The sequence below is a fragment of the uncultured Novosphingobium sp. genome (assembly GCF_964277725.1).
GTDB classification, from domain to species: Bacteria; Pseudomonadota; Alphaproteobacteria; order Sphingomonadales; family Sphingomonadaceae; genus Novosphingobium; species Novosphingobium fluoreni.
In genome coordinates this window covers 1-13435 of sequence record NZ_CAXYKL010000030.1, presented here as the reverse complement: position 1 = coordinate 13435, position 13435 = coordinate 1, and the positions used below count along the sequence as shown (strand labels likewise).

The window sequence follows — 13435 nt, the reverse complement described above, 5'->3', positions numbered from 1 at the left end:
CCAATGCCTGCGCTTTCGCCAGTGCCGCTTCGCTGAACGGCTGCGGCTTCAGGATGCTTTGCGTCTGCGCAACGTGGTCGCGCTCGCTTAGGGGCAGCAGGATCACGGCGGCCACTGCGATGGCGGTGAGCCCGGCGGCGGTGGGCCGGATCGCGGCGCGGCCTTGCCGTTGCCGCTTGCCCGCGAAAGCGAGCAGGGCGACCAGCAACACGGTCAGCGCCACCGCGATCATTCCGAAAGCAGGACCGGCTGCCCGGCTCGCCAGCCACGCCAGCGCCAGCGCGGTCAGCCCCATCGGCAGAGCCATCCAGCGCCGGAAGGTGTTCATCCAGGCACCGGGGCGGGGCATCCGGCGGCGCAGCGCCGGGATGAAGGCGATCGCCAGGAACGGCAGGGCGATTCCCAGCCCCAGCGTGGCGAACAGCGCCAGCGCGGCGATTGTCGGCAGCAACAGCGCCGCGCCCATCGCCGTCGCCATGAACGGCCCGGTACACGGCGTCGCCACGAAGGCAGCGAGCAAGCCGGTGCCGAAGGCGCTTTGCGTCGATCCGTCGATGGCCGCGCCGCCGCGCGCGAAACCGGGCACGATAAATTCGTAAAATCCTAGCAGGTTTGCCGTGATCGCGCTGGCCAGCAGCAGCAACGCGGCGATGACGGCCGGCTCCTGCAACTGGAAGGCCCAGCCCACTTGTTCACCGGACGCGCGCAACCCCAGCAGGACCGCGCCCAAGCAGAGACAGGCCACCATGACTCCGGCGGTATAAGCCACGCCCTCGCGCCGGGCATGCGCCTCGCTCTCCCCCGCCCGCGCCAGGCTGATGGCTTTCAGGCTGAGTATAGGAAAGACGCAGGGCATCACGTTCAACAGGAGTCCGCCAGCCAGTGCCCCCAGCAGCAGCCATGGCAGGGCGGGAAGATCGGCCGCGCCGCCGCCGCCCAGTGGCTCGCCAGTCGCGGGCACCGGGCCGAGGCTGGCGGTGAAGGCGATGCCGTTGCCTTGGGTATCCAGTCGCAGCACGGCGTCGACGGTGCCGGGCGAGGCCGGGGCGAACTTGGCGCGCGAGATCGTCACGATCAGCGTGTCGCCGTCCCGCGCGAATTGCTGGGGCGGGGCATAGTCGACCAGCTTGTCGGCCACGATGAACAGATGCGGTGCGACCAGCGGAGCCGCCGCCGGAAGCGGGATGGCGAAGCGTACCGCCTTTTCGTCCAGCGCGAACTTCGCGGGGGAGCCGAGCGGGGCGGGAAGGCGCTGGGTCCAGCCCGCGAATCGGGCGTCCTGCGCCGCTTCACCAATTGTGACGGTGGTGGCGAGCGTGGCGCTTTCGGGCACGCAAAGTTGATCGGTGCAAGCCAGCCACTGGGCCTTTACCGTCACCGGCAGGCGCTGCCCCATCCGGGCCCCGGCAGGCGGGGTAAACGGCACGAGCACGGCATATTCCTGCTCGTACACATGATTCATCAAGCCGGAGATCAACAGCGTTTGGGGCACGGGATAGCGTGGTTCCCCGGCCTTTGCCCCCTGGGGCAGGGACCACGCCAACTGCATGCCAAGGCCCGCGTCACCAGGGTTGCGCCAATAGCCGTGCCAGCCTTTTTCCGGCCGCATCAGGATGGCGAGCTGCCCCTCTTTCCCCGCCGCCATCGACGGTTCGGCCAGGAGTTGCGCGGTGATGTGGGTGGGGGCCGCATGGGCGACGCCGGCGCCGAGCAACAGCGCACAAGCCTGCCATAAGGCCGCAATAAGGATACGATAGCGGCGCATCATCTTCGATCCGGTCATCGGCTTTCGCTGGTCCATCGCGGACGATGCGGCTTGCGCGTCGGCGGCATTGCGATCATCGACGCCTCTGCTCCTTTCGGCAGGACAATTCAAGGAATCCTCCCCATGCGTGCCGCGCGTTTCGCTCTCGCCTCATTCCTGACCCCTCTCGCGCTTTCGCTCAGCGCGCCCTCGATCGCGCAGGATGGTGCGCCGACGGCACCTCCGGCACCGGTACCGGCCGCCGCCGCGCCGATGCCAAAGCCCAAGCTGATCCTGGCGATTTCGATCGACCAGTTCTCCGCCGACCTGTTCGCCCAGTATCGTCAGCATTTCACCGGTGGCTTCACGCGGCTGCTGGGCGGCGCGGTCTATCCGCAAGGCTTCCAGTCCCACGCCGCGACGGAGACGTGCCCCGGCCATTCCACGCTGCTGACCGGCGTCCATCCAGCACGCACCGGGATCATCGCCAACAACTGGTACGATGCCAGGATCGGTCGCGAAGTCTATTGCGCCGAGGATGAGCGCGATCCCGCCAGCAGCGCCAAGCGTCCGGTCGTCTCCAACTGGCATCTCAAGGCCCCGACTTTGGGAGACCTGATGAAGCGCGCCGATCCCGCGTCTCGCAATGTCGCCGTTTCCGCCAAGGACCGGGCGGCGGTGATGATGAGCGGGCATACCGCGGACGCTGCCTACTGGTGGCTGGACAACGGCTTCACCAGCTTCAAGGAAAGGCAGCTTTCCGCCGCCGCGCAGGCGCAGAACGTGGCGACCGCCAAGCTGATCGACGCCGGTGCGCCCGCGCTGCCCGCCCCGGCATGGTGCGGCAAGGTGGATCGCGCGGTGCCGATCAAGGATTTCACCATCGGCACTTATCGCTTCCCGATGAAGCCTGGCGATTACAAGACCTTCAACCGCACCCCCCGCGTGGATGCCGCCACCGGCGAACTCGCCGTGCGCCTGGTGGACGAAATGAACTTGGGCAAGGGAACCGCGCCAGACCTGCTTTCGGTCAGCTTCTCGGCCACGGACTACGTGGGCCATGCCTATGGCACCGAGGGTGTGGAGATGTGCATCCAGCTGGCGCAGCTGGACCAGACGCTGGGCAAGCTGTTCGCCGCGCTCGACCAGCGGGGCATCGATTACGTCGCGGTGCTGAGCGCGGACCATGGCGGCATCGACGCGCCCGAGCGTCTGCAGGTGGACGGCTACGCCACGGCGCAGCGCATCGATCCGGCGCTGACGGCGGAGGAATTGTCCAAGACGATCGCGCAGGACACGCGTATCAAGCCGCGCACCAACCAACTGCTTTACGGCGCGGGCGCTTCCGGGGACATCTGGTTCGAACCTGGCCTATCCGCCTCGCAACAGCGCAAAGTTACCGCCGCGCTGATCAAGCGCTTGTCCGCGCACCCGCAGATCGCGGCGGTCTATGATGCGAAGGCTTTGGCTAAAGTGCCGGTGCCGCAAGGCAATCCGCAAGACTGGACGATCGAGCAGCGCACCCGCGCCTCGTTCGATCCGCAGCGGTCCGGCCAGGTGCTGATGATGACGCAGCGCGGCGTAGTGCCCGGTGATCCGAACCCAAGCTACACCACCACGCACGGCAGCCCATGGGACTACGACCGCCGCGTGCCGATGCTGTTCTGGCGCAAGGGCGTGCTCGGGTTCGAGCAGCCGCGCCCGGTGGAAACGGTGGACATTGCCCCCACGCTGGCGGCGCTGATCGGGCTGAGTGAACCTGCGGGCACATGGGACGGCCAATGTCTCGACATCGATGGCTCCGCAGCCGATACATGCCGGCAATGAACGCAGAATCGAATTTACCGCAAACCACGGTGGTCTCCACCGATCGTCGTGACCTGGTGATCCTGGGCGGCGGCCTTGTCGGCATGACGCTGGCGCTAGCGGCGGCGAAGCAAGGCCTGACCAGCCATGTGATAGACCGCGCCGATCCCGCCGCGCTGACGGCGGAAGGGGCGGACGCGCGCGCGTCGGCGATTTCCACCGCCAGCTGGAACCTGTTCACCAACATCGGCATCGCGCCCGCGTTGAACAAATTGGGCTGCCCGATCGAGGCGATCGCGGTGACGGATGGGATGAAGCCGGGCCGCATCGATTTTCGCCCCACGGCGGAAGAAGGCACGCTGGGCCGGATGTTTTCCAATCGCGATTTGCGCCTGGCCCTGTTCGAAGCGGCGCGTAACGAGCCGAACATCGCCTGGCACACCGGGGTGGAAGTGGCCGCGCGGCACCGCGATGCCTACGGTGTCAGCGTCAACCTCGCCGATGGCACGTCGTTGTCCGGCAGCCTGCTGGTCGCCGCCGAAGGCCGCCAGTCGCCCACGCGGGACGAGGCGGGCTTGAGCTATGCCAAGTGGGATTACCAGCATCGCGCGATTGTTACCGCGCTGACGCATGAGAAACCGCACGAGGGCGTGGCCTGGGAAATCTTTTACCCTGAAGGCCCTTTCGCACTGCTGCCCTTGCTGGACTTGCCCGATGGCCGGCATCGGTCGGCACTGGTGTGGACCGTGGCGGAAAAGGACGGCGCGGCGATCACCAAGCTGCCTGAGGCGATCTTCCGCAGCGAAGTGGTGAAGCGGATGCACGGCGTGTTCGGCGCGATCGAGATCGCCGCGCCCCGCATGTCATACCCCTTGCGCTTCCACCACGCGGCGAATGTCGTCGACCAGCGCCTGGTGGTGATCGGCGATGCCGCGCACGGCATGCATCCGATCGCCGGGCAGGGCCTGAACCTGGGGCTGCGCGATGTCGGCGCCCTGGTGGAGGTGCTGATGGACGGCGCAAGGCTGGGCCTGGACCTGGGCGACGCGCAATTGCTCGCCCGCTACGAGAAGTGGCGTAGTCTGGATGCGTTCATGGTGATGTCGGTGACGGACGGGCTGAACCGCTTGTTCGGCATCCCCGGCCGCCTGCCCTCCGCCGCGCGGCGGCTGGGCATGGGCGCGGTACAACGCCTGCCGGTGCTCAAGAACTTCTTCATGGACGAAGCACGAGGCGTATCAGGCAAGCTGCCCGAGTTGCTGCAGGGGTAGGTTCTCATAGACCTCGCGGCCTACTCGTCCGCTTCCTGCTGCCGTGCGCTCCCTACTCCCGTTCGCTCGACACGAACGAAAAGATTCAGGGCTGAAGGCGCCATGCTTTCCCGCTCTCCGGCCGGGGAGGGGAGCCAAGCTACACTAGCTTCGAAGCGTCAGGCCCCCGGAACCGTCACCACGGCGCTGGTGCTGGGCGTGGGGCTGGGATCGGGCGTGGATAGCGGGCTGGGCTGGTCCACTTCCTGCCCTGATCCATCCCGCAGCCGGCGCGGCTCCAGCATCGCCGTCGTCTCGATCAGGTCCAGCGCACGTTCCGCTTCGTCGAAGCGGCGGGCATCGGCGATCCACGTCTGCGCCGCATCCGCGCCGGGCAGGCGTTCGACTTCATCGATGGCGTTGTCTATCCGCCGCGCCGTCAGCATCAGGCGGGCACGGTCGATCCGGGCGGCGGGTTGCAGCAGCGTGGGGGAATCGCTGTGGACGGTGAACAGCGCCCGCAATTCCTCTCGCGCGCGCGCCAGCAGGTTGCCCTGCGCGGTGTTAGTGAGGTTGGGGGCCAGCGCTTCGAGACGCGCGCCGAGTTCGTCCAGAGTGACCGGATTGCGGGAGAACGCGATGATCGTGTCCACCGCCTTGGGCTGCGCATCGGCGAAGCGCAGCTTGAGCTGGTCGCTGACGTAGCCCAACTGCTCGCCCCGCTCGATGATGCGGCGGGCGGACAACGCGATCAGCAGGCTTTCCGCGCGCGCGGCATTGCCAGATGCGGCATTGGCTTCAAAATCCAGGCGGGAGAAACGATCCTCCAGCATCGCCATGCGGGATTCCAGCGATACCACTTGCGCTTGCTGGTGGGTGATGGCTTGCACCGGCGCTGCGCCCTGGCGCGAACCGGCAGTCGCGGATCGGTCTCCGCCGGTCGCGGAGGACTGGCCGAATGCGGAACGGGCTGGCAGATAGCGTGACAAGTCACCGTGCCACGCAAGATAGGCTACGCCGCCCGCGCCGATCAGGAACGCGATCAGCATAGCCAGCAGCACGTTCCCGGCAGAGCCACGTCGGCGCTTGGGCTCTGGGTGAAAAGCATTGGCTGGCGCCGGGTCTGCCATGGGTGAGCCCACTATCCGGGGCGTCGTTAAATCGTCCTGCATCGGGCCTTTCAGCGGGGTTTTTCGGCTTCCCAGCGAGTGTCTTGGCACATCTGCGAGGCCAAGGCCAGCAGGGCCGCGTCACTGGGTGCATCGGCGCTGCGCACCAACGCCCAGCCGCTTCCGGCCAAGGCGTCCAGGCGCGGGCCGATCATCGCCAGGGCGATCCGCGTGCGATCGATGGCAGCCGCGGCGCAAAGCGCCTCGAAGTGCCGCGCCGCCTCCCCGGAGTGGAGCATGACCACGGCCTGGTTGCCCAGCGCCCGCGCAAGCTCCGGCGTCATCGGCAAGGCGTGGCTGGCGTAGACCGCGCGGGTTTGCATGATGATGCCCGGCGGCAGCGCCAGCGGGACATGGCTCACCCCAGTCAGGCGCAGCAGGCGGCGATGGCCTGGGGCGAGCCGGTCGACAACCGATTGCAACCCGCCGCTGCCGATGCATGCCACCGTAAATCCGCGCGCTTCTGCTGCTTTAGCGGTGGTTTCGCCTACGCAATAGGCGGGCAGGCCGCGCAAGGTGTCCAGCGCTGGGCCGCCATGGCGCAAGGCGTTGGCGCTGCCCAGGATCAGGGCGTCGGCTTGGTCACGGGGCACCGGCTCCCAGGGCTCTGGCCGGATCGCGAAGATCGGGTGCGCTTGCGCCGCCAGTCCCAAAGCCTGTGCCGCTTGTATCGATGCACTCGCCCCCGGCTCTGGCCGGACGACGATCAGCGGGATCACGCCGCCGGGCCGGTGAAGTGCACGGTGATGGCGGGAACGGCACGGGTGAGCAGATCGGCGGCGAGCTTCGCGGGTGCCTCTCTGTCATCGCCCGCGAACCGGGCCTCGCCCTCGACTCGCTCTGCTCCGTCAGGGCTGTAGAGCGCGGCGCGCATCGCCAGCGTGTCGCCCACCCTTTGGGTGAGGACGGCGATCGGGCTGTGGCAATTGCCGCCCAGCGCCGCCAGCAGCGCGCGTTCCGCCAGCACCGCCTCGCGGCTGGGGGCATCGTCGATGGCGGCCAGGAAGCCTTGCGTACGCGTGTCATCCGCGCGGCATTCGATCAGGATCGCCGCCTGTCCCGGGGCCGGGAGCCAATCCTCGGCATCGAGAGGGTGGCCGGTACCGGTCTCTCCCAGCCGGTTGAGCCCGGCGAGCGCCAGGAACGTGGCGTCCGCCTCACCCGCCGCCAGCTTGGCGAGCCGCGTGGCGACGTTGCCGCGAAAGGTGATCACCTGGCAATCGGGCCGCGCGTGGAGCAACTGCGCCGCCCGGCGCGGCGCGCTGGTGCCGACCACGGCGTTTCGCGGCAGCGCGGCGATCGTGGCCGCACCTACCAGCACATCGCGTACATCCTCACGCGGCAGCACGGCGCCGATCGCGATTTCGGGGGGGCGGATCGTCTCCACGTCCTTGGCCGAGTGGACCGCGAAATCGATCTCTCCGGCGGTCAGCCAGGCGTCCAGCTCCTTTGTCCACAGCGCCTTGCCGCCGATATCGGCCAGAGCGCGGTCCTGGATGCGATCGCCGCTGGCGGTGACCGGTACGATCTCTATATGCGCGGCATCGATGCCGTGCGCTGCCGCCAGCCGTGCCTGCGCTTCTTCCGCCTGCGCCATGGCAAGGGGGGAGCGGCGGGTGCCGAGGCGGAAGCGCGGTGTGTTGGATGGGTTCATGGGCGAAGTGTGCTACCCGGCATTTTCGTTCAGGAAAAGGTGGGTCAGATCTGTTTACGGGGCTGGCCGGTTTGCACGGCCGGGCGGGGAGTGTGAAGCGGATGGCGACGGTACTGGGGATCGAAAGCTCTTGCGATGAGACGGCGGCGGCGCTCGTCACCGATGGGCGCGTGATCCTGGCACAGCGGATCGCCTCGCAGGATGAGGCGCACCGGCCCTATGGCGGCGTCGTGCCCGAAATCGCCGCGCGTGCCCATGCCGAGCGCCTGACGCCTCTGATCGAGGCGACTCTGGCGGACGCTGGGATGACCCTGGCGGACGTGGATGCGATCGCCGCCACCGCCGGGCCGGGGCTGATCGGCGGCGTGATGGTCGGCCTCGTCACCGCCAAGGCGCTGGCGATGGCGGGCGACAAGCCGCTGATCGCGATCAACCATCTGGAAGGGCACGCCTTGTCGCCTCGCTTGGCCGACGAATCGCTGGGCTTTCCCTATCTTCTGTTGCTCGTCTCAGGCGGGCATTGCCAGTTGCTGCTGGTGGAGGGCGTCGGGCGCTATCGCCGGCTCGGCACCACGATCGACGATGCGCTGGGCGAAGCGTTCGACAAGACGGCGAAGCTGCTCGGCCTGGGCTATCCCGGCGGTCCTGCGGTGGAGCGGCTGGCGCGTGAAGGTAATGCGAAGCGGGTTCCCTTGCCCCGCCCGCTGCTGGGCAGCGCCGAGCCGCACTTCTCGTTTGCAGGGCTGAAAAGCGCCGTGATGCGCGCCAAAGTGTCCGGCCAACACGATGATGCCGATATCGCCGCCGCCTTCCAGCAAGCCGCGATCGATTGCCTGATAGACCGCAGCCGCCGCGCTTTGCAGAACGCCGGGCCGGTCAGCGCGCTGGTGGTGGCGGGGGGCGTGGCCGCCAATCAAGCGATCCGGTCCGCGTTGGAAGCCTTGGCTGCCGAGCATGGCCTGCCTTTCGTTGCCCCGCCGTTGGGTTTGTGCACCGATAATGCCGCGATGATCGCTTGGGCGGGTATCGAGCGGCTGGGCCAGTCCGATCCGCTGGACACGCCGGCCCGTCCGCGCTGGCCGCTGGACCCCACGGCAGAGGCCGTGCGCGGCGCGGGAGTGAAGGCATGACGGCGCAAGTAGGCGTGATCGGCGCGGGGGCCTGGGGCACTGCCCTGGCGCAAGCGCTGGCCAGCGACGGCAGCGAGGTTTCGCTCTGGGGGCGAGAGGGCGATCTTGTCCGTGAAATCAATCAGGAGCGCCGCAACAGCCTGTACCTGCCCAGCGCCACGCTGGCCCCGACGATCCGCGCGACGTCTGATCTGGCCAAACTGGCGACGCTTCAGGTGTTGCTGGTGGTGGTGCCCGCGCAGTTCCTGGCCTCCGTGGTCGGCCAACTGCCGCCCGGCACGCGTGACTTGGTGCTCTGCGCCAAGGGGATCGAGGCCGGAACGGGCCGCCTGATGGCCGATGTCGCCGCCGATGCCGATCCCCAGGCGCGGCTGGCGGTGCTGTCCGGCCCGACCTTCGCACACGAGGTGGCGGCAGGCCTCCCCACGGCGGTGACGCTCGCCTGTTCGGGCGGGCGTGAGCAATGGGCGCGCCTGGCACCGCTGCTGGCGCGTCCGGCCCTGCGACCATATTATTCCGCCGACGTGACCGGCGCGGAGATCGGCGGCGCGGTGAAGAACGTGCTGGCGATCGCATGCGGCGTGGTTGAGGGCATGAACCTGGGGCAGAACGCCCGCGCCGCCGTGATCGCGCGCGGTTATGCCGAGATGCTGCGCTTCGGCTTGGCGCGCGGCGCGGAAGCCGAGACGCTGGCCGGGCTGTGCGGGCTGGGCGATCTGGTGCTGACGTGTTCCTCCACTTCCAGCCGCAACTTCTCGCTCGGCTTGGCGCTAGGCCAGGGGCTGACCGCGGCTGAGGCGCTTTCGGGCAAGAGCAGTGTCGCCGAAGGGGCCGCCACCGCGCCGGTCCTGGCCGAATTGGCCGCGCGTGACGGGATCGCCATGCCGATCGTGGAGGGTGTGTGCCGCCTGCTGAGCGGGGTCAGCCCCGCCAGCGCGGTCGTCGCCGATATCCTTTCACGCCCGCTCAAGGCCGAGCGTGAGGAACCTGCCGCTTGAGCGAGCCTGATCCCAGGTCCGAACAGTCCCAGAAAGATCTGGCCGCCATCGCCAAGGGCGGGCGGACCAATCTGCTCGGCTTTTTCATGCGACTGGCCGCGCGCATCCCGTTCCTGTTCATCGCCGGCCGCGCGCCGGGTTATGGCGCGGCGGCGCTGGGCGTCTTCGCTTCCGCGCTGGTGCTGATCGAGCTGACTGCGATGCTGTGCACGCTGGGCGAGAAGCGCGGCCTGGCGCAGCGCCTTTCCGAGTCGGACGAGCATCCCGCAAATCTGATCGCCGACGGCTCGCTGGTGGCGCTATTGGCGTCGAGCGCGGTGGCGCTGGGTTTCTGGCTGTTTCCCGCGCCTTTGTTTCCGGGCGGTGAGTTCACTTGGATCGACCGGCTGATGGTGCTGGCGATCCCGCCGCTGGCGCTGACGGAAATCTGGCTGGCCGCGCTCGCCTATCGCTTCGATGTCGCCGCGACGGTGCGGGCCAGAGCGGTGGTGGAGCCCTGGACGATCTCGATCGTGGCGGGCGTGATGGCCCTGGTCGCGCCCCGAAGCGGGCTGGCGGTGGCTTACCTAGCGTCGGTCTATGCGGCGGCTGTGGCGGCGCTCGTGCCGTTCCTCAGGGCTTATGGCTGGCCACGCGATTGGCGGCCTTCGCTCACCAACATGGGCAAGCTGACCTGGCGCAGCCTGCCGATCGCCACGGCCGATGCCATCGAATGGGGCACGCGGCGGCTGGACATCTTCATCCTGGGCCTATTCGCCGCGCCCAGCGCGGTCGGCGTCTATTATGTCGCCCAGCAGATCGCCAGCTTGCCGCAAAAGCTAAAGACCAGTTTCGAGCCTATCCTGGGCCCCGTGATCACCCGCAACCTCAAGCTGCGCGACTATGCGGCGATCGGGCGGCAAGTGCGGCAAGTGGGCTTTTGGATTCTGGCGGCGCAGCTGGGCATCGCCCTGGCGCTGGGCATACCCGGCGAAGGCGTGATGGGGCTGATCGGCCCACAATTCGTTGGCGGCACCGGCGCGCTGGCCTTCCTGCTGGCGGCCGAGGCGGTGGCGGCGACAGCGGTGGTGAGCGAGGCTGCGCTGATCTACATGGCGCGCAAGCGCAACCTGATCGTGTCGGTGCTGACCGTAGTCCTGCAGGGACTGCTGACGGTGGCGGGCATCAAGCTGACGCAGGCCGCCGGCTATAACGAGCTGTTCCAGGCCGCAGCCGCCGCGCTGGGCCTGGCGCTGGCGCTGGGTTTTGCCTCGATTGTGAAGTCTCACATCCTGGGCCGCATTCTGGAAACACCGACCAACAACTGGCGCTGGGCGCTGGTCTGGGCCGTCGCGCCGACCGTGCTGGTCGGCTGGGCGGTGACCTGGTTCCTGCCGGAATGGGCGGAGCTGGTGTTCGGCATTCCGGCGATGCTGGCGGTCTATTTCGGCATGCTGTGGAAGCGCGCCTTCGCCGCCGAAGACCGCCTGCTGTTTCGCAAGGCATCACCCGAAGCGGCGGTGGCTTGACGGGAAAGCCCGCGCGGTCAAGGAGTACCGCTATTGAGCGAATGTAAGGAATGACACCGTGGTGCCCATGATCCAGGCCAATTGGCCGATCCTCGCCTTCCTGGTGGTGGTGCTGGTCCTGCTGGTGCTGTGGCTGATCAATCGTTCGCGCCAGCCGCGCGATCGCAGCCACCGCCCCGATGTGCTGGACGAGGGTGCGGCCCCGGCGCAGCGCAACCAGGCGCTGATCGACGCGCCGCCGATCGCTGCAGTTGCCGCACCCACGATCGTGTCGCCCCCCGCCGCGGGGACCTTTGCCGGGGTCGGGGAGGCCGTCGCCCATGGTGCGCGCGAGGAAGTTCAGGCCGTCGAGCCGGTCGCGCAGGCCGAGCCAACCTCGCACACCAAAGATGTGCCGTCACCGCAGCCAGCCCCGGAACTCTCCCCGCAACCCGCGCCTGTACTAGCGCCCACGGTGGCGGGTGAGGGTGATGACTTGCGGCGCATCAAGGGTGTCGGCCCCAAGCTGGTCGCGACTTTGCACGCGCTGGGCGTAACCCGATACGCGCAGATCGCCGCCTGGACCGACGCCGACCTCGATGCCCTGGACGCCAAGCTGGGCGCGTTCGCCGGTCGTCCGCGCCGTGATTCCTGGGTGGAGCAGGCGCAACTGCTCTCGGGCGGAGACACGGCGGCATACGAGGCCAAGTTCGGCAAGCTCTGAGCGCTTGGGCCCCGGTCTGCCAACGCCTTTCGTATACAGCGCAGTCGAGACAAAAAGGGGCCAGGGTAAGCGCGTATCTAAACGGGTGCGCGCTCCTATCGGGCGCTCAGCAGCACTTGCCCCCGCCACCCTTGCCGTAGCGCGCGTCCTGGCGATTGCGAAAGAACTCCGCCTCGCTCATCGGCGCGCGCTCCGGATGGTGCCGGGCCATATGCTCGCGATAGAGCCGGTACGAGGGCACGCCCAGGATCACCTTGGCGTTCTCGGCCCACAGCGACAGCTGATCACGCAGTGCCATCGCTTCAAGCTGCCAAGGCGGTTTCGGGGATTTCGTGAACGCTGGGCGCGGGCAGCCGTCGAGCGGCGAGGCAGGTCCGTACCGCGAAGAACAGGATCGCCAGTACCACGAACAGGAAAACCGCGCACAAGGCCGCGTCGATCCGGTCATTGAAGACGATGCTGGCCATCTCCGCCGCCGACTTGGCCGGAGCGACCAACTCACCCCGTGCCAGTGCGTCCGAATACCCTTGGGCATGGGCCAGGAAGCCCACGCGCGGATCGGCGGAGAACAGCTTCATCAGGCTGGCGGTGATCGTGCACAGCAGCAGCCAGGCCGTGGGAATCAGCGTGACCCAGGCGAAGCGCTCATGCTTCATGCGGAACAGCACCACGGTGCCCAGCATCAGCGCCACGGCGGCCAGCATCTGGTTGGAAATGCCGAACAGCGGCCACAGCGTGTTCACTCCGCCCAGCGGATCGGTGACGCCCTGATAGAGGAAGAACCCCCAGGCCGAGACGCACAGGATCGTGCCCACGACCGAGGGGACCAGCGACGATGAGTTGCGAAAGCTCGGCACTGCCAGCCCGATCAGGTCCTGCAGCATGAAGCGGCCCGAGCGGGTGCCCGCATCCACGGCGGTGAGGATGAACAGCGCCTCGAACAGGATGGCGAAGTGATACCAGAAGGCCTTCATCGCCTGTCCGCCGAACAGGTGGCTGAAGATTTCCGCCATCGCCACTGCCAGCGTCGGCGCGCCGCCCGCACGGGAGATGATCGTATGCTCGCCTACGTCCCATGCGACCTGCGCCAGCGTGTCGGCGGAGATGGGAAAGCCCATCGCGGTCACGGCGGCGGCGGCGCTGGCCGGGTCGGTGCCCAGCACGGCTGCGGGCGCGTTCATCGCGAAATAGACGCCTGGATCGAGGATCGAGGCGGCGACCAGCGCCATGATCGCCACCGCGCTTTCCATCAGCATCGCGCCGTAACCGATGAAGGGCGCGTCCTTCTCGCTGGCGATCAGCTTGGGCGTGGTGCCGCTGGCGATGAGGGCGTGGAAGCCCGACACCGCACCGCACGCGATGGTGATGAACAGGAAGGGGAAGAGCGGCCCCGCCCAGACCGGCCCGCTGCCGTCGATGAACTTGGTCAGCGCGGGCATCTTCAGCGGTGGCGCCATGATGATGATGCCGATC

12 protein-coding genes are annotated in these 13435 nt (G+C 68.0%); 6 read left to right on the top strand and 6 right to left on the bottom strand.

Annotated features, from left to right (window positions below):
- Positions 1 to 1876 (bottom strand): protein-disulfide reductase DsbD domain-containing protein (locus ACHWRX_RS01985; protein WP_394657895.1); only part of this gene is annotated, 1876 nt, incomplete at its 3' end.
- 12 nt (positions 1877 to 1888) lie between these two features.
- Here ACHWRX_RS01985 and ACHWRX_RS01980 point away from each other — a divergent pair.
- Positions 1889 to 3571, top strand: coding sequence for an alkaline phosphatase family protein (locus tag ACHWRX_RS01980; protein ID WP_394657894.1), 1683 nt, complete (start codon positions 1889 to 1891; stop codon positions 3569 to 3571).
- On the top strand, positions 3568 to 4821 hold the full coding sequence (locus ACHWRX_RS01975) for an FAD-dependent monooxygenase (RefSeq protein ID WP_394657893.1): 1254 nt from the start codon (positions 3568 to 3570) through the stop codon (positions 4819 to 4821). Before ACHWRX_RS01980 ends, ACHWRX_RS01975 begins: the two co-directional genes overlap by 4 nt.
- A 158-nt stretch (positions 4822 to 4979) precedes the next feature.
- Here ACHWRX_RS01975 and ACHWRX_RS01970 read toward each other — a convergent pair whose 3' ends face one another.
- Genes ACHWRX_RS01970 through hemC form a run of 3 tightly spaced genes read right to left on the bottom strand, consistent with a single transcriptional unit; the run spans position 4980 to position 7623 of the window.
- Entirely contained in the window at positions 4980 to 5930 is a 951-nt protein-coding gene (locus ACHWRX_RS01970) for a hypothetical protein (RefSeq protein WP_394657892.1), read from the bottom strand.
- Positions 5931 to 5980: 50 nt separating this feature from the next.
- A complete protein-coding gene (locus ACHWRX_RS01965) occupies positions 5981 to 6688 on the bottom strand; it encodes a uroporphyrinogen-III synthase (RefSeq protein WP_394657891.1) in 708 nt (235 codons plus the stop codon).
- The gene (gene hemC / locus ACHWRX_RS01960) at positions 6685 to 7623 is read right to left on the bottom strand and encodes a hydroxymethylbilane synthase (RefSeq protein WP_394657890.1); all 939 of its coding nucleotides are present in this window, start codon (positions 7621 to 7623) and stop codon (positions 6685 to 6687) included. The genes ACHWRX_RS01965 and hemC overlap by 4 nt, the downstream gene beginning before the upstream one ends.
- Positions 7624 to 7724: 101 nt before the next feature.
- Here hemC and tsaD point away from each other — a divergent pair, with 101 nt between their 5' ends.
- From tsaD to ACHWRX_RS01940, 4 genes are all read left to right on the top strand, one after another.
- The gene (tsaD, locus tag ACHWRX_RS01955; protein ID WP_288485249.1) at positions 7725 to 8753 is read left to right on the top strand and encodes a tRNA (adenosine(37)-N6)-threonylcarbamoyltransferase complex transferase subunit TsaD; all 1029 of its coding nucleotides are present in this window, start codon (positions 7725 to 7727) and stop codon (positions 8751 to 8753) included.
- Entirely contained in the window at positions 8750 to 9751 is a 1002-nt protein-coding gene (locus ACHWRX_RS01950; protein ID WP_394657889.1) for an NAD(P)H-dependent glycerol-3-phosphate dehydrogenase, read from the top strand. The genes tsaD and ACHWRX_RS01950 overlap by 4 nt, the downstream gene beginning before the upstream one ends.
- Positions 9752 to 9837: 86 nt before the next feature.
- Entirely contained in the window at positions 9838 to 11259 is a 1422-nt protein-coding gene (locus ACHWRX_RS01945) for a lipopolysaccharide biosynthesis protein (RefSeq protein ID WP_394657897.1), read from the top strand.
- 67 nt (positions 11260 to 11326) lie between these two features.
- The gene (locus ACHWRX_RS01940) at positions 11327 to 11962 is read left to right on the top strand and encodes a hypothetical protein (protein ID WP_394657896.1); all 636 of its coding nucleotides are present in this window, start codon (positions 11327 to 11329) and stop codon (positions 11960 to 11962) included.
- A 106-nt stretch (positions 11963 to 12068) separates the two neighbouring features.
- Here the strand turns inward: ACHWRX_RS01940 and ACHWRX_RS01935 are convergent, their stop codons facing one another.
- On the bottom strand, positions 12069 to 12260 hold the full coding sequence (locus tag ACHWRX_RS01935) for a YbdD/YjiX family protein (RefSeq protein ID WP_288414379.1): 192 nt from the start codon (positions 12258 to 12260) through the stop codon (positions 12069 to 12071).
- 4 nt (positions 12261 to 12264) lie between these two features.
- Positions 12265 to 13435, bottom strand: a 1171-nt coding sequence (locus ACHWRX_RS01930; RefSeq protein WP_394657888.1) for a carbon starvation CstA family protein, incomplete at its 5' end; no start/stop codon positions are given.